The sequence below is a fragment of the Emticicia sp. genome, from assembly GCF_043780375.1.
GTDB lineage: Bacteria > Bacteroidota > Bacteroidia > Cytophagales > Spirosomataceae > Emticicia.
Window position 1 is genome coordinate 1 of the sequence record NZ_JAYWCU010000217.1, and the last position, 16,527, is coordinate 16,527.

Genomic DNA, 16,527 nt, shown 5'->3' on the forward strand with positions numbered 1-16,527 from the left:
TCTGACCCAATGCCGTAAGGTACACCCGCGTCATCTTCGGTACAATGAATCGTATTGTTTTTTCCTTTACGATGCGTTTTTCCAATTGGGTGAATAGGCGGGAGGTAAAGCACATCAAAACCCATTTCGGAAATGCGGGGCAATAGGTTTTCAACATCTTTGAAAGTTCCATGTTTGCCAATTTCTCTTGAAGCCGAGCGTGGAAACATCGAATACCACGCTGAAAAACCAGCTTTTTTTCTATCAACATAAAGATTTAGTTCTTTATAACGAAAAGCATTTTGGCGTTCAGGATACTTCGTAAGCCATTCGTGCATTTGTTCGCTCATTGCAATTTGAATTGCTTCACCATAACGATTTTCATCTGAGAGATATCCTGCTTTCATCGCTTTTATTGCTTCTTGAATCGCCTTTTTGTCGTCGCCTTTGGCGAGTTTAGCCATGCCGTTCAAAAAAAGCTCACCTTGCATTATTTCAACTTTTAAATGTTGACCGTCACGTACTTTCAAATCGACTTCGTGTTGCCAACTGGCAATGTGATCCACCCAAGCCTCAACTGTATAAGTATAAACACCTTGTTTTTTGGCAGTGAATCGACCAACCCAACGGTCGTTACTCATGTCCGACATAATGGTTTCGCTCCAAGTTTTATCAGATTCGTGTTTGAAAAGTAATCGGGCAGCAATATTATCATGTCCGTCAATAATTATATCGGCTTCGACAGTGATAACTTCGTTTACTATGGCTTTGGTTGCAAATCGTCCGCCGTCAATTTCTGGTGAAACTCGTTCAACAACAGCTCGGCATTGCCCAGAAGTAGGGAAAGGGAAATGGTTTTTCATAGATAATAAAGCATGGACAAATGAATCAGGAAGTTTTTGTTGAATGAAAGTTGAAGAAAATGTTCCAAATCAAACATTCAACTTTATAAAAACAAAAAACTCACAAACGCATTTGTTTTAGAGGTTTCATCAAACCGCATAAAGCGATATATAGGTTAAAGAATTATCTTTCAAATTTCTTTTTTTTTCTGTTAAGAAACAAGTTTAGCACGGAGTTTGCTATTATTTAATCATATCCAAACAAAAAATAATATGAAGAAAATTTTGTTTTCTGCGATTTTAACGGTTTACGGCTTCGGCTACTCTTATGCCAACACCCGCATTGGTTTAGACCGTTCGACTTTTTGTATCGAAGGAATCACTCCCAAAGAGAATCCTGATAAAATTATTGTTATTACAAAGATCGTAAACGAAAAATCGGACATGGTACGGGCTGGCAAAGCTAGTATAACTGTCCAAGAGATAGAAAATGACGATTTCGGTCTTAAAAATACTTCAAATATAAAAGAAGTAGAGGTTTCAATCACTAAATTTACTGATGACAATTTTATTTATGTCAAGGAAAGAAAGGATTTAGTTGGCTATGCATTGCAATTAGCATCTTTTTCTGACTTATCAACAGCGAAAGAATATGCTTTATCAATAACCTATAAAGGCTATGCTGAGAAACGTCAACTTTTTATTTATGCAGTAAATAACACTGAAAAAACTTTCTATAAAGTTTATTTTGGTTTGTTGAAGTCTGATGATACCGCCCGTGAAAAACAAAGAACATTGCTTTCGTTGGGTTATTCTCCTTTTGTGAAAGAATTTAGGTAGTTTGTAGAGATATTTTTTGTCCCAAAAAACTCATGAGAAACTAATTCGTGAGTTTTTTTTATGGGTATTAAATGGTTTGGCACGTTATTTGACAACGCTTAATTATAATGCTTAATCTTATAAATTAAGAACAATAAACCCATAAAAATATAATCACTTATGAAATTACATTTTACTACTTTGTTTGGAGGGATTCTAACAATTGTCGCCTTAAATCAAGTCCAAGCTCAAGAGGCTACCGCCAGTCTTTCTGATGATATTGGCATCGGAAATTTGTCTGTTATGAAAGAAGCGAAAGCTTCTATGTCTTTCAACAAGAAAGTTCAATTGACCAATACTGAAAATGGAAAATCAATAATTGTTCGTATAAATGATCGAGTAAAATCAGCTGACAATAATAAAGTAGCCAATATATCGAAAAGTGCTATTGAAGAGTTAGGAATAAAGTCAAACAAAACGAAAGTAAAAATACAGGAACTCCAATCCGATGGTGAAGTAGAGCGTTTTTGGGCCACTGCCGATGCTTCGACTTCAATAACAGCCAACAATGTTTCACTTACAATCAAAAAGGGTATAAAAGAGAAAGAAATAGAGGTAGAAACAACCGAAATTAAAGGCTTTGATATAAATCATGTTTATGATTTGAATGGAAAAATGAAAGAATTGGTTGGTTATGGTTTACAGTTAGCAGCCTTTGGACAGTTGAAAGCCGCAAAAGATTTTGCTACAAAATTAGCAAAAAAAGGCGATGCAGAAATTGAAAAAGTATTTATTCAAGTTAGTAAGTCTGCCGATAAACCAATGGTTTATCGTGTAATTTATGGATTTTTCAATAGTGAAATAAATGCCAAAGATACCCAAAAGAAAATGGAAATTTTAGGCCATAATGCTCTTGTGAAAGGGTTCTAACCAAATTTGTCAGGAAAGACAATTTTCACAATATCCCTTTGTTTGACGGCAAAGGGTTTTAAAACAAGCTATAAATTGGTGGATTTATAGCTTGCTCCCCTTGAAAAAAGGGGAGTTTTTTTTGTTTTAAGTGCAATCTTTCTCCAAGAAATTTCGTCTAATAGATAGTTTTGATTTTCAAAAAATATTCGATGATGCGTTTTTCGACAATAATAGGTTTATATCTACTACTTCAGCAAATTGGTTTTTCTCAGGAATCAATGCCAGCGAAGCCTGTTGTATGTCATTTTTCTGAAGAAAATAGTTTTACACAAATCTTGCCCGAAGATTTTATAAAGAATAATGCTCGCTTGTTGGCTACATCAAAGATTGAAGTGACTTATATTGATTTTCCTGCCTCAGCCAAAATTGCCTTTCAACAAGCAGTTGCCCTTTGGGAAAAGTATTTAATTTCACCTCAAACAATTCGTATAAAAGCTACTTGGTCGTCGCTTACGAGTACCACATTGGCCGTTTCGGGAGCAACCCGTATCTTTAAAAATTTTACCAATGCACCGTACTCAAATATTTGGTATCCCACACCTTTAGCAGAAGCTTTGTCTGGAAAAGACCTCAATTCAGGTGATTACGACATTAACGTTACACTTAATAGCAATATAAATTGGTATTACGGAACTGATGCAAAAGCACAAGCTGGTAAATATGATTTGATTACAGTAGCAATGCACGAAATTGCTCATGGATTAGGGTTTTCGTCTTCAATGGAGGTTATTAATAGTGATACTCAAGGACAATATGGACAGTCGGGAAGTGCTTATGTATATGATGCTTTCATGCAGGATTCTCAAAAAATAAAGCTCACAAATACTGGAATTTATGGCAATCCATCACTAGATTTAAAAAAGTCATTGACCAGCAACGCTCTTTATTTTGGCTTGAAAAACAATAAATTTGCTAATATTTTGCCTCGATTGTATGCTCCATCACCCTATAAAGATGGTGTGAGTTTTTCTCATTTCGATGAGAATACTTATCCTTCCGGAAGTATTAATTCGTTGATGTCTCCGAGTGTGAGAGCTGCCGAAGTTAATCAAACTCCTGGAGAATTATTGTTGAATTGTTTGAACGAAATGGGTTGGCAAATCAATGGTTTAATTGGTTATGTTGTAACTGATACGGAATCAATTCCTGAACAAAATATGGAAGTAAAGGTTTTTCCTAATCCTGCCGAAGACTTCCTGAATGTGGCAATTCCTCTACAACATCAGCCACGAACTATAAAAATTACACTACTCAGTTCGAATGGGATAATTTTGCAAAGTATTGAAAATCAGTTAGTTACAGTCGAAACTTTTGTGATTGATGTTCGTGCATTAAGCGAAGGAATATATTTCCTTCGAGTGGTAGATGGCGAAAGGATTACGGTTAAGAAGATTGTAAAATAGCTCAATATCCAAATTTCTCTTTCCAAAGATTGATCGGTTTTTCAATCAAAAACCAAGAAACAGTTGCTACTGCAATGGTAATTAAGTAAAGAAAAATAATTTTTAAAGGTAAATTCTCTGCAATGACTGGTAGTTTATTAAGCACTCGAACGATTGGATGCGATGGCGAAGAATGATAGGCATTGTAAATAAATTTATGGTAAATATAAATACCATAACTAATCCTTCCCAAATAAACGCTGATACTGTTTTCTAAAATAACTTTCGTAACTCCGCCAAAACTGTATGCAGCATTTCCAACCATAAGAAGGGAGAAAAAAGACTCAAAAAGTCTAAGAAAAACCACTGTAATGATATTATGTCCTTCTGGAAATTGTTTTCCCCAAATGACTATTCCTACATACAAAATCAAACTCAGTGCCAACCAAAATTTATTGGTGATAAATGCTTTAAATTTTTCATTTTTATTAAAAAAGAAATAAGCCAGCAAGCCACCGATGCCAAAAGCATCTAAACACGTAGGCATCAGCACGTATGGAGTCATCCAAGCCGTGCCGTTGAGAAAGAAAAATAAACGTAAAAGTACCGAAAAACCAATAAAACCGAATAGAATCTTAGTCAAATAGCGAATAGGAGTGAAAAAAATGATAAATGGAAAAAACAAATAAAACTGCTCTTCAACTGCCAACGACCACAAATGGTCGCTCGAACCAAGCCAAGTTTGCTTAATAGCAATGTAAATATTGGTCGAATAAGTGAGATACCACCAAATTTTTTCTCGAATAGGCGGTTCATTTATTAGAAACAAAACGAAAATTGTAAGGTAATAAATCGGAAAAATTCTGACTGTTCGGCGGATAAAAAATTGCTTTAACGAAAAACCATGCGACCGCTGCAAAGTTTCATCTTTTTCTTTAGCCTGCAACAAAATTCGAGTGATAAGAAAACCGCTTAACACAAAAAACATACAAACACCCAAATAACTTATCGGAAAACCCAAGGCATCGCCCGACCAATGGTCAATCAATACCATTGTAACAGCGATGAATCTAAGTCCGTCTAATTGTTTTAAATAGGATGTGTTTGGTGTTTTTATCATTCGTTTTGCTAAAAAGTGGTAAGTATTTGATAATTAGATATGTGGATTAGAAAGAAAGTATTTTGATAGAGACTAAACTAAAAAATGAGAAATGAATTTTCTCTAAATAGTAAATCATTTTACCAGTTTTGCTTAGGTTTTTCTTTCTCAACTGTCTGAATATCAATAGTTTGGGTGGTAAATATTACAGTTTTTGTGTCATTCTCAACTAATACTTTGCCAATCTGATATTTGCCTGATTGTATATAAAACTTAGTAATTTCGGCTACAAAGCTACTGAGTGGCAAGCGATTTTCCACTAAAAAACTACTATTCATATAGACTTTTTTATTAATGGGGATAGTTTGAGTAGGAAATAAATAAACTTTTTCGGTAGATTTTAAGATAAAATACTGCCCAGCATCCGCTGAAGTTAAGTCCAATATTTTGCCATTTTGCTTTTCTTCCAATCTGAAACTTGTTTCGTTTTCAGTGATGTTAATATTCGTTTTTACAGAATCATTAGTTTGCAAAATTTTGTCAACAATATCCGTATAAAATATAGCTACGGGTTGTTGCAATTTTGCTGCAAGTCCATTTTTTGGAAAATCTTTATCGCTGTATTGCTGCTTAAATTGGTCGGTGATACGCTCTTGTCGTAAATATATAATGTTTTGATAGTCAGCGATATATGTATAAATATTGAAAATAATAGCACCTAAAATTGACATATAAATAAAGTTGTTTTTTCGATTTTCGGACAAAGATTGTAGAGCAACGAAATAGAAAATAGACAGAATCAGAATCGAATAAATTTTGTATTTGCTGGTCAATAAAGTACCAAATCCAAAAGAGATGCGTGCCAAAACAATGCCAACACAAGTAATTGCTAAAAATCCCAGACAAGCCAATAAAAATAAATCATTTGTTTTATTAGCTAAATTGTATTTTTTAAAGATTACTATATAGGTAAATATTGCTATAAAAACCACCAAAAAGACACCTATAGCCATTGATAAATCAATGTGTTTGTCAGATAAAATAAATGACAAATCAATACCATTACCGATTGTAGCAAAAAGTCCTTTTAATAATAATTGAGGATGAGAAAAGTCCGTTTTTGAGGCTTTTTCTGGGTTTTGTAAAAAACTATAAAAATAACTTGTTAAAAAGACAAAACAACTACCTACCCATATAAAAACAACTTGTTTTCGTTGTTGAAATAGCAAAATAAATAATCCAATAATTGGTATGACGATACCATTATAACTTGTAAAAATGCCCAAAAAACAAGAAAATAATGAAAAGTAAAAGTATTTAATTTTTTGCTTTTCAACTGAAAAAACAAGCCAATAAAAGGTTAAAAAAGCCAGGAAAATTACACCAAAGTTTTGAATTGAAGCCATTCCCCAAAAAGTGTTTTCATATAAACCTACATTGAAAATTAGAAAGGAAATAGGTGCTAATGAAAGTAGAATAAAACTGTATTTTTTTGATATTTTAAAAAATAGAACAAGAATGCCAATTAAGCTAAAGTTGCCCATATACATGAGCCATTTTAAGTTGAGTGTTCCTTTTACTTCGTAAATCAGAAGTGCAGCCAATCGTGTCAGAAAAATTCGGTGTTCGTTGTGTTGAGCGAAGAGAATTTTAATTTTTTCAGTAGGTGAATTACTATTTAAGTAGCTGGCGAGTGAATTTCTTACAGCAAAATCATCCCAGTGTGGAATATTGATGGCATATTTCTCGAAAATGTACCCAAAAAATACAATTGGGGTTAGAATTAAAGAAAAAATAAGTATGTTTTTTATGGAGAAAGATTGCCACATTTTGAGTTTAAGTGTCAGTTTTTACACAAATCTAATTCATAAGACGACTGTGAGTAATAAAAAATATTGACTTGTGAACCACTGAGTAGTGACTATTTATAATTTAAAGATTGTAAATTCCACCCTACGATTTTTCTTGCGGGTTTCTTCGGTTGCATTGCTGGCGATAGGTTTTGACTGTCCCCAACCTTTAGTTTGGATACGTTTAGGGTCAATTCTACCTGTGGCAACAAAGTATTTTTTCACCTCATTGGCTCTATCTTGCGAAAGTTTCACATTTAACAGCATATTATCATCGCTACCATCGGTATGTCCTTCAATAGTTACTTCCATTGCAGGGTATTCTTGCATCAACTCAATAATTCTGTTCAATTCTGGAAATGATGCGGGGAGAATGTCATATTTACTTTGGTTAAAAAACAAATTGTTTAAGACCATCGTTTGCCCTTCTTTGACAGGAATTAGATTGATATTCTTTCTTATTTCTCTAAAACGGCTATCTTTTGTTAAATCCAGGTTTTCGCTGATGCTAATAAAACCTTTTTTTGACGCATTCAAACTATATGATTTTTTTAGCGGAACAACCATTTTGTATTCACCCGTTTCAGGGTCAAATTCTGCCACAATTCTATCTTTGGTTGTACTGTCATTTAATAATTCCATCACTACGTCGGCGGCGATAGGCTTTTTGTCAAAAGCATTAACAACTGTTCCAGAAATAATGGCAACAGGGTCAGGTTTTATTGATGGAAAAAGTTTGATTCTGAAAATATCTTCTCCACCAATCGATCTTTCTTCTGAACTCAAATACGCATATTCACCAGAGGCAGGAATTGTAAAATAACCATCCCATTTGGCAGTATTTATTAAATTTCCAAGATTTTCGGGTTCGCTCCAATTCGTCCAAGTACTGTCTAAACGGCGGCTCAGAAAAATATCATTGTCACCATATCCTGCAAAACCTGGAGTTGAAAAATAAATAGTTTTAGAATCTGCACCCACAAAAGGTGTGCTTTCATTCTCGGCAGTATTTATATTCGGCCCCATATTGATAGGTCTCGACCAAACATCACCTTTCAGAAATGAAACATATAAATCTTTGCCACCACGACTATCTTTTCGCTGACAAGCCATTATCAAAACTTTTCCATTGGGAGCTAATGAAAATTCAGTGTAACTATTAATGTTGTAATAATCGGTGATTTTAACTTCTTTTGGAAACTCCCAGCCTAAACGAGTACGTTTTGACCTTGACAGACCTGGACGATATGTGCCGTCGGGCATATAAATATTGACCAAATAGAGTGTTTTTCCATCTGCCGAAATGGTCGAAACAGCATTATGCTCATCAGTATTGATGGGGTCTTTTATATTTTCAGCTTCTCCCCAAGTACCATCCGCTTGAAATTTTGAAAACCAAACATCTTGTTTTTTAACTTTTCCAATGTTCATGTCATGTCCTTCTCTTGTAAAGAACAAGATTTTTCCGTCGGGTGTAATGATAGGAGCAACCTCTCTAACTTTTGAATTGACTGTTTTACCCAAATTCTCTTTCAAGATTTCTTTGGGCATATTTTTGGCAATATTAATTTTTGCTTCATAAGGAAAATCTACTTCCGAAATACCAATGGCATCAATTTGATTATAACCTGGTGTTTTTGAAGGAGCAACAACGATTTTTATGGCATAAACTGTATATTCGGTTTGCGGCACAACCACGTTCCACATTCTTCCTTTTACGGTTGGCCCATCTTCTTTGTTTTCGTGAATTAGGTATTCTTTATCAGTAGAGTCATAAGCTAAAATTCTCACTACTGCTCCTGGATTGAGGTTTTCGCCAATACAAATTTGCCTTGTTTTTATAGGTTTATCGAAACCTACCTTTATATATTCTTCTGCATAAGTATCGGCACCTGAAGGCGACCACGCACACACACTCTCGCCAGTTTGTGGAAGTTTGTTTGGCGTTCCTAAAACCTGCATTGCTCGGTATTGTGGACCTTGATTAATTGGCTCAGTTCTCTCAGATGAAAACCCTAATACTTTACTTGCCCAATTGACTGTTTGGGCTGAGGCATTTAAAGTGATGAGAGAAATAAATAGTAGGTATGCTTTTTTCATAACAAACGAAACAAAATACTTGGTTTCTACTTTTCTTTTGTGTGAAAGCGAAAGTAATGCAAATTTGTTAGACTATCAAAATTTCGGAGGTTTTCGTAGGGATAAAATGATTTTACGAACAGAAAAATTCATTTAACGTTTTATTAACAAAATAATCGTCTAAAAACTCAACAAAAACTTTCATTCTTACGTTTTGTTTACGAATTTAGCGGAAGATTTCTTCTACGACTTGTAATTTATATTAAACATTTGATAGTAAAATGAAAAAAACACTCTTAACCTTTGCGGTTGTATTGGCTATTGTCTCAGTATCGAAAGCACAAACGAAAATTCCACCTAATATTGAAAAATTATTACAAAAAAACACTTGTTTGGCTTGCCATAAAGTAGATGTTAAGTTAATCGGCCCAGCTTACAAAGATGTTGCAAAGAAGAAATACAAGCCTGAACAAATTGTAGCATTGATAAAAAAACCAGTTCCTTCAAATTGGCCTGGTTATATCCCAATGGCAGCATTACCAAATATTCCAGAAGATGAGGCTTTAACAATTGCAAAGTGGATTACTAGTTTGAAAAAGTAAGTATTATATCATTTGGTACAAAAAAAACCTCTGTGAGAATTAAATCTGACTGAGGTTTTTTGCTTTCTACTCCAAAATTCTTACTTTTAATGAGTTTGCATTTTTCTTTTGGTGATCGATTTTACGACTTAATGACTGAAAATTTGTCGGCTAAATATTTAGAATGTTTGGCAAAAACCATTGATGATTTTAGTCAATAATCTGGGAAATTATAAGTCGAAATTATACCATTGTTTGTTATCATTTCTGAAAATATTTAGCACATGGTGCATTTTGAAATTTATTTTTTTTAACTTATAAAGGTACAAGGTTTTTAATATATTGGTAAATTTTTATAGCGTGGCTTCCAGCTTTTATCCTTTAGATAATGTTTGTATCAGCCGTTGAGTACATTTACTATAAAATCGATATTAGTTTTTTAAATATGAAACGCTCTCTTACAATTTCGTACCTTTGTTGGAGTTAAATTATCTCATTTGAGTTTTAATTTTTTTAGATATAGGAGAGAAAAATGAATAGAAACATTCAAGATGGCTTAAATTTTTTTTCTAAAGTTACACCCAAACGAGCGTGGAATGCTTTGAAGAACGTTTCGAGTTATATAGAATCGAAAATTACTGGTAATTCTATTCATCGAGGGCTACCCATTTCTATCTCTATTGAACCCACAACTTCTTGTAATTTGCGTTGCCCCGAATGTCCGAGTGGTTTAAGAAACTTTACTCGTCCGACGGGCATGTTACAAGAAAACCTCTTCAAACAAACTATTGATGAACTTTCAGAAACTTTATTATACCTAATTTTTTACTTTCAAGGCGAACCCTATTTGCATCCAAAATTCCTTGATTTAGTAAAATATGCTTCTAAAAAAGGTATTTATACCGCAACTTCTACCAATGCTCATTATCTGAATGATGAAAATGCAAGGAAAACGGTAGAGTCAGGTTTAGACCGCATGATTATTTCGATTGATGGTACAACGCAGGAAGTTTATGAGCAATATAGAGTAGGAGGAAATTTAGAAAAAGTAATTGAAGGGACGAAGAATGTTTTACGTTGGAAAAAAGAATTAAAATCTAATACCCCTCATGTGATTTTTCAGTTTTTGGTTGTAAAACCTAACGAACATCAATTGGAAGATGTGAGAAAATTAGCCAATGAAATCGGCGTTGATGAGGTTGGCTTCAAAACCGCACAGATTTATGATTATCAAGATGGTTCTGCTCTCATTCCGAGTATTGATAAGTATTCTCGTTACAAAAAAAATACTGATGGCTCTTATAGAATTAAAAACAAATTACTCGACCATTGTTGGAAAATGTGGCATTCATGCGTCATAACTTGGGACGGTTTAGTAGTACCTTGTTGTTTTGATAAAGATGCAGAATATCGTTTGGGTGATTTGAAAAGGAAATCTTTCAAAGAGGTTTGGCAAAGCGAACCTTACAAACATTTCAGGAAATCTCTTACAGATTCTCGTGCTGAAATTGAAATGTGTAAAAACTGCACCGAAGGTACGAAAGTTTGGGGGTAGCCACAAATCATGCTTTGCAAATATCTTCGAAATGTTTATAAGGGGAATTGTTGGAGAAAAATAAAACTAAAAAAGCCTTATAATCAGTCGATTATAAGGCTTTTAACTCTGCTCTCGAACTTGGGCTCGAACCAAGGACCCTCTGATTAACAGTTATATAAACTTACCTTATACTACCCCCTTTTATATACGTTTTATAGCTTTTTTTACTAAAAATAGCCCTTTTTTGACCTTTATCTTCGCTTGTTAATGCTTGTTCGAGGTTGATTGAGTACCTTTGTATTGCATATTGTATTGCATATTGTATTGCATATAGAACTACATATTTATCCCATAAACATCATGGCATTAGCAACCGTTAAGCTCTTTTTAGATACCCGACAAATGACAATTGAGGGTATTGGTATGGTCAAAAATTTGATTACTTTCAAACGTCAACAAAAGCTTTACACTACTGGAATAAAAGTATCATCCGTTGATTGGGCAAAGCTGCAAAGAAATGTAGATGAAAATGGGCTATCGTCAAAATTGCGAGATAGCAAATTTATCGACCTTTACACCCAACTATATGGCGAGAATAGTTCGTTAAAACGGGCTAAAGTTATACTTGAAAAATTAGACGATTCCTTTACATTTGAAGACTTTAAGTACCTGTTCAGTAAACCTACTGAAAGCGTTGAACTAAGTAATAAGGAAACCAATAATATACTTATTGCTCTTGAGATTAAATCAAAAGATATGTCAAAAAATGATAGAATTTCAAGTGCATACCTCTATCAGACAGTTGCCAATTCTTTAAAAAGGTTTCTTACATCACTGAATAACGACGAACGATTTGAACTAAAATTGCCCATTTTGAATAAAAATAAGATAGAACCCTCTTTTTTAGATTTTATTCATATTACTCCCATTTTTCTTCTAAAATATGAAAAATGGATGCTTAAATTTGGTAAAATGGCTCAAAAGAGTGGGGGAGTAGCTACGCCTGCAAGTCAAACAACTGTGGGTATCTATTTACGGCAACTTCGTACTATTTACAATGGAGCAATTGGAAAGGGTATTGTAAACCGAGATTTATACCCATTTACTCAAAAAGGCTACGTAATACCTTCTGGACGAAACGAGAAAAAGGCACTAACCAAAGAAGAAGTAAAAAAAATTATGGCTTACGATGCACCGCCAAATAGCTTTGAGCAACGAAGCCGAGATTTGTGGATTTTTAGTTACCTTTCAAATGGCATGAATTTCTCGGATATTTGTCGTCTTATGTGGGGGGACGTAAATGGAAATCAAGTAAAATTCATAAGAAAGAAGACTGCCAATAGTAAGAAATCTGACCAAAAGAAAATAACTGTTACTCTATTCCCTGAAAGTTTTGAAATTATCGAGCGTTGGGGAAATAAAGATAAAAGTCAAGATGCCTACCTTTTTCCCTTCGTAAATCAGGCGATGGATGAACGAAACAAAAAAGCAACTATTCATCAAGTGATAAAAATCACAAACAAATGGGTCAATCGTATTGCCGAAAAATTAGGCATCGAGGGTGAGGTAAATACCTACCACGCCCGACATTCTTTCGCAACAATTTTATTAAGAAGTGACGCTCCGATTCCATTTATTAGTCAATCATTAGGACATTCAAATATCGCCACAACAGAAGCATATTTAGGCTCGTTTGAAGACGAACAAGTGCAAGGATATTTGAAGGCTCTCATTTGAGAAAAAGATGGTTCGCAGGTGCGTAGATGAAAAGGCTCTTTGACAGTTTGCTTTTTCTGCAAGCTGGCAATGTGCCTTTTGTGCGGGTCGGCTCAGTGATTTGTGAATTAGGAGAAAGTAACTTTTATCCAAGTAGCTAACTGATTGTAAATCGTTTGATGCTTGGATAAGGGTTACGCAGGGTTTTAAATAACATTCTTAAATTTCTCGCCAAAAAGAAGCGTTCTTTTTTTTTATTCAATATCTTTTTTAGGTAAAAAATCCTTCGATTGATTAAAACTATTCGACTCAAACATTTTGTATTGCACACCACCAGTACCAAAAAGCAACAGGACTTGTTTTTTTGAGTTTGTTTAATTTGGTATTATGTGGCTGTGTTATAAGTAAGTTTTTCAAATCAATTTGTGGATCAAATTTATCAATTTTATTGATATTGTTACCTAATAGTCGAGTTAAGTAGGCTATTTTACCAGTAATTGAGATAGATTTTTCAAATGTAAAATTTTCAGAAATAATGTATTGTTTGAGTTGATTAATTCCACTCAAAAGGTTTTCAAATTGGCAATTTCCATCTTGTCCCCTCACTGCCATACATAAAACGGTTTGATACATATCTTATAAAACATCATGTGGGTTAATGTCAAGGTTTCTATATTTTGCCTCGACTATTGCCAAACGATTGAAAGTATCTCTAATAATTGCCGTTTCTGAAACTTCATCAAATATATTTCCAATGTCGAATAGCTGTTTGATGATTTCCATGCTTTTGTTATCATTGCCCTTGGTATAAGGAATTCCAGTTGTGTTTGGAGCAAAAGCGGTCATTTTATCACCTAAGATACCTTCAAATGATGGTGTCTTAATCATCAAAGGCTTATCATTTGTATTAATAAATGGCGATTTTAATGGTGTTTCAATAACATTTTGGTAAGGAATATCCTCGAAAAGTATATCTAACATGATATAATCTTCTTTTCTGTTAGTTTGATAGATAGGGGCAAAAAAGAATTTATAATGCCCCTTTTCGATTGATGATGATGTTACCCTATTTTGTCCCTCAAAATGACTAAACCCCTGTGGCACTACAATCGTTGTTAAAACCTCATTAAGGTTATTTGGAATTTGTGGTACAATTATATCAATGTCAATTGATAATCTTTTTGGGTTATCTTGCTGCATCAGCATGAGAGCTGTTCCGCCCTTAAAGACAAAGTTTAGACCACTCATCTGCAATCCTTCTAATAATACCAATGCCCGAACGGTTTTCTCTATCAAAGAAATATCCGATTTAGGATATTCTTTCGCAACTTTACTTAGCCAATTTAATGAAAGTGTTGTGTTTTTATCAATCATACTTTTTTATTTCTCTATATACTCTTTTGCCAAAACCTCTTTAATTTTTTGTTCAATAAATTTTTTTTTTCGCCTTCGACTTGCATAACGTAATAGCTTATTCATATTGATTGTATATTTCGAGTTGGCTTCAAAAATGATTCTTGAACGCTCACTTTGTGCCGATTGATATAGTTTTTCTTCTGACAAAATATCAACCAATAATTTTTCTATCGTTATCGTCTCTATTTGATCGACTTCTTGCGTTGGAGCTTCCGAAACTAATGGAATAATTACAATGGCTTCATCTAAAGCCGAAATATAGAAATCTATTTCTTTGTCAGCAGGATTTAGAAAAACATTTTCATATTTATCCCTCAATACATCAAAAACAGCTTCTACACCTAACCTTTCAACTTCTACCATTATCATAAACTTTCCAGCTTGGTGTCTTGTGAATTCATTTAGTGCAGAAGTTCGCCAAATACAACATTTTAAAAATGGTTTTTTCTGTTTAATTAGCGAATAAATTTTTTGAGTAAGTTCGTTAAGATCTGGAATATAATCAGTTCGATTGTTTCTGATACTATATTTCTTGTATCCTGTTCGTTCGATAATCCCTTCTTTCAATAACTTATATCTGATATAACTGATTCGTTCGTCCTTGATATTCAGGTTATGGCTTAAATACTTATCAATATCATGCATTTCCACTTCTTTTTTTATAAGAAAAAGTGGTGCTAAATCATCATATTTTAACTGATAATGTGCCATTATTTACTAAATGAGTAGATTTGATTGCAAAGGTAATAAATAAAATATTGGCAACAAATGTATTTTAGTGCCGATATTTCAAATAAAATACATTTAGAAAAGACTCATAGACCGTTTCCTTTTTCTGAATGTTGTCGTTGTCCCGATATTTATCGGAATGCCTTTTGTGCGGATCGGCTCAGTGATTTATAATTTGGAAGAGTAACATCTTACTTATGTCGGAGTGATTTTTGACTTTTCTTTAAATAATTCCCACATAAGTAATTGTTACGTTTTAATTCATCTATTTCGGTGTAATATCATTTTATATTCCATTTTTCAGTATTAGACAATACTTTATTGATGCCTGAAAGTTTATATTGAGTAATCGGGTTTAATGACTTTTTTAAAGCCGTAGTTAAAGAAATATCTCCTAATTCCTCTAAAAATGCCCCTAATAAAGCTCTCGTGGCTGGCGAATATTTTTGAGCCAACCTTACCAAAGTAGATTTATCTTCAATAGTCAGTGTTTTGAGAATAGAAACCATCCGCTTACATACTTGTACGGTACTTGAATCAGGAATTTTCTTGATGTAACGAATCACATCAAGGATTTGTAACAGTGGGATATTCTCTTTTGTTATAGTATTTTTTTGTTTGATAAATGTAATAGTGTAGTATTCTCGATTAAAAGTAGGGCGTATGTCATTTTTAGCAATTTGTATCGTATTACTGACTTGTGTGGTCAATCCTAATTGATTGAAAATTGATTGGGTTGCAGTTTACCAAATACTGTATTTTCAGCTTTATAAAATTTACCTTTCGATAATTTAGCTATTTTACCAGCAATAGCCATACGATTAAGAGCTTTAATAATGGCCTCTCTGTTAGTCGGCTCTGACAAAAAATCATTATAAGTGAATACATACCCTTTGGGTAACTTATCAATCTTTGTTTTTATGTATTCGGTGGTTTTCATATAATTCTTTCTACTCTACTAAGGTAGTTGAATGTCCAGTTTATTTGCAAATAAACTGGACATTATTTGCGAATATTATTTGTGTTGAATAATTTTGTCACTAATTATTACATATAGGCTACACATCCTTATCCTCACTTTTTGCAAAATTCTTATTGAAGCTAAAAGCCAGTAATCGCTCCTGCAATTGTATGATTTTATCCTTCAAAGCATTATTTTTTTCTAATTGTTCGTAGTATTTATCTTTATAGGCATCAGGTGCGAAAACTTGAATTTGTCTTGTTTCTGAGCGTCCTTGTAGCCAATCCATCGAACAATTAAACTCTTCACAAATCCTTAAAGCTAAATCCCAACTTGGGTTTTGCTTGCCTTTTTCAATTTGCGAAATTGTGACGGCTACCACACCAAATTTCTCGGCAAATGCGGCTTGTGTAAGTTCACCTCTCAACTCTTTGAGGCGGTCTTTTACGTTAGTATTATTTGGAATCATTCTAAATTTGGGCTTTTTAAGTAACTATTTGGGTTAATATTATTCTTAATAATGTATTAAATAATATATTTATACAAAATAAATATATACGTAATA

16 protein-coding genes are annotated in these 16,527 nt (G+C 33.6%); 6 read left to right on the plus strand and 10 right to left on the minus strand.

Annotated features, from left to right (window positions below; all coding sequences use genetic code 11):
- Nucleotides 1-842, minus strand: an 842-nt coding sequence (locus ACH2CJ_RS16815) for a maltotransferase domain-containing protein (RefSeq protein ID WP_394994227.1), incomplete at its 3' end; no start/stop codon positions are given.
- Between the two features lie 252 nt (nucleotides 843-1,094).
- On the opposite strand from ACH2CJ_RS16815, the gene ACH2CJ_RS16820 reads away from it, so the two are divergent.
- The 3 genes from ACH2CJ_RS16820 to ACH2CJ_RS16830 all read left to right on the plus strand — a co-directional run bounded on the left by ACH2CJ_RS16820 (nucleotide 1,095) and on the right by ACH2CJ_RS16830 (nucleotide 4,015).
- Nucleotides 1,095-1,661, plus strand: coding sequence for an SPOR domain-containing protein (locus ACH2CJ_RS16820; RefSeq protein ID WP_394994230.1), 567 nt, complete (start codon nucleotides 1,095-1,097; stop codon nucleotides 1,659-1,661).
- Nucleotides 1,662-1,820: 159 nt separating this feature from the next.
- Complete coding sequence (locus ACH2CJ_RS16825; protein ID WP_394994233.1) at nucleotides 1,821-2,570, plus strand: SPOR domain-containing protein; 750 nt, start codon at nucleotides 1,821-1,823, stop codon at nucleotides 2,568-2,570.
- A 170-nt stretch (nucleotides 2,571-2,740) separates the two neighbouring features.
- Entirely contained in the window at nucleotides 2,741-4,015 is a 1,275-nt protein-coding gene (locus ACH2CJ_RS16830) for a T9SS type A sorting domain-containing protein (protein ID WP_394994235.1), read from the plus strand.
- 1 nt (nucleotide 4,016) lies between these two features.
- Here the strand turns inward: ACH2CJ_RS16830 and ACH2CJ_RS16835 are convergent, their stop codons facing one another.
- The 3 genes from ACH2CJ_RS16835 to ACH2CJ_RS16845 form a co-directional block, all read right to left on the minus strand.
- Nucleotides 4,017-5,114, minus strand: coding sequence for an acyltransferase family protein (locus tag ACH2CJ_RS16835; protein WP_394994238.1), 1,098 nt, complete (start codon nucleotides 5,112-5,114; stop codon nucleotides 4,017-4,019).
- Nucleotides 5,115-5,233: 119 nt separating this feature from the next.
- The gene (locus ACH2CJ_RS16840; protein WP_394994241.1) at nucleotides 5,234-6,922 is read right to left on the minus strand and encodes a hypothetical protein; all 1,689 of its coding nucleotides are present in this window, start codon (nucleotides 6,920-6,922) and stop codon (nucleotides 5,234-5,236) included.
- 96 nt (nucleotides 6,923-7,018) lie between these two features.
- Nucleotides 7,019-9,043 carry an OmpA family protein gene (locus ACH2CJ_RS16845; protein WP_394994243.1) on the minus strand — a complete coding sequence of 675 codons (2,025 nt, stop codon included), beginning with the start codon at nucleotides 9,041-9,043 and terminating at the stop codon, nucleotides 7,019-7,021.
- 260 nt (nucleotides 9,044-9,303) lie between these two features.
- Between ACH2CJ_RS16845 and ACH2CJ_RS16850 the strand changes: the two genes are divergently transcribed.
- From ACH2CJ_RS16850 to ACH2CJ_RS16860, 3 genes are all read left to right on the plus strand, one after another.
- On the plus strand, nucleotides 9,304-9,624 hold the full coding sequence (locus tag ACH2CJ_RS16850) for a c-type cytochrome (RefSeq protein ID WP_394994246.1): 321 nt from the start codon (nucleotides 9,304-9,306) through the stop codon (nucleotides 9,622-9,624).
- Nucleotides 9,625-10,135: 511 nt separating this feature from the next.
- Nucleotides 10,136-11,158 (plus strand): SPASM domain-containing protein, encoded by a 1,023-nt coding sequence (locus ACH2CJ_RS16855; protein ID WP_394994248.1) that lies wholly within the window; start codon nucleotides 10,136-10,138, stop codon nucleotides 11,156-11,158.
- A 342-nt stretch (nucleotides 11,159-11,500) separates the two neighbouring features.
- Nucleotides 11,501-12,877: a tyrosine-type recombinase/integrase gene (locus ACH2CJ_RS16860; protein ID WP_394994251.1), complete on the plus strand. Its 1,377-nt coding sequence runs from the start codon at nucleotides 11,501-11,503 to the stop codon at nucleotides 12,875-12,877.
- Nucleotides 12,878-13,165: 288 nt separating this feature from the next.
- Here the strand turns inward: ACH2CJ_RS16860 and ACH2CJ_RS16865 are convergent, their stop codons facing one another.
- From ACH2CJ_RS16865 to ACH2CJ_RS16890, 6 genes are all read right to left on the minus strand, one after another.
- Complete coding sequence (locus ACH2CJ_RS16865; protein WP_394994254.1) at nucleotides 13,166-13,489, minus strand: hypothetical protein; 324 nt, start codon at nucleotides 13,487-13,489, stop codon at nucleotides 13,166-13,168.
- Between the two features lie 3 nt (nucleotides 13,490-13,492).
- Nucleotides 13,493-14,230 (minus strand): nucleotidyl transferase AbiEii/AbiGii toxin family protein, encoded by a 738-nt coding sequence (locus ACH2CJ_RS16870; protein WP_394994257.1) that lies wholly within the window; start codon nucleotides 14,228-14,230, stop codon nucleotides 13,493-13,495.
- A gap of 6 nt (nucleotides 14,231-14,236) precedes the next feature.
- Nucleotides 14,237-14,983: a DUF6577 family protein gene (locus ACH2CJ_RS16875; protein WP_394994260.1), complete on the minus strand. Its 747-nt coding sequence runs from the start codon at nucleotides 14,981-14,983 to the stop codon at nucleotides 14,237-14,239.
- Nucleotides 14,984-15,282: 299 nt separating this feature from the next.
- Nucleotides 15,283-15,711 (minus strand): hypothetical protein, encoded by a 429-nt coding sequence (locus ACH2CJ_RS16880; RefSeq protein WP_394994263.1) that lies wholly within the window; start codon nucleotides 15,709-15,711, stop codon nucleotides 15,283-15,285.
- 2 nt (nucleotides 15,712-15,713) lie between these two features.
- Nucleotides 15,714-15,941, minus strand: a complete 228-nt coding sequence (locus ACH2CJ_RS16885) for a DUF6088 family protein (protein WP_394994265.1) — start codon at nucleotides 15,939-15,941, stop codon at nucleotides 15,714-15,716.
- A gap of 118 nt (nucleotides 15,942-16,059) precedes the next feature.
- On the minus strand, nucleotides 16,060-16,431 hold the full coding sequence (locus ACH2CJ_RS16890; protein WP_394994267.1) for a helix-turn-helix domain-containing protein: 372 nt from the start codon (nucleotides 16,429-16,431) through the stop codon (nucleotides 16,060-16,062).
- Nucleotides 16,432-16,527 lie beyond the last annotated feature (96 nt).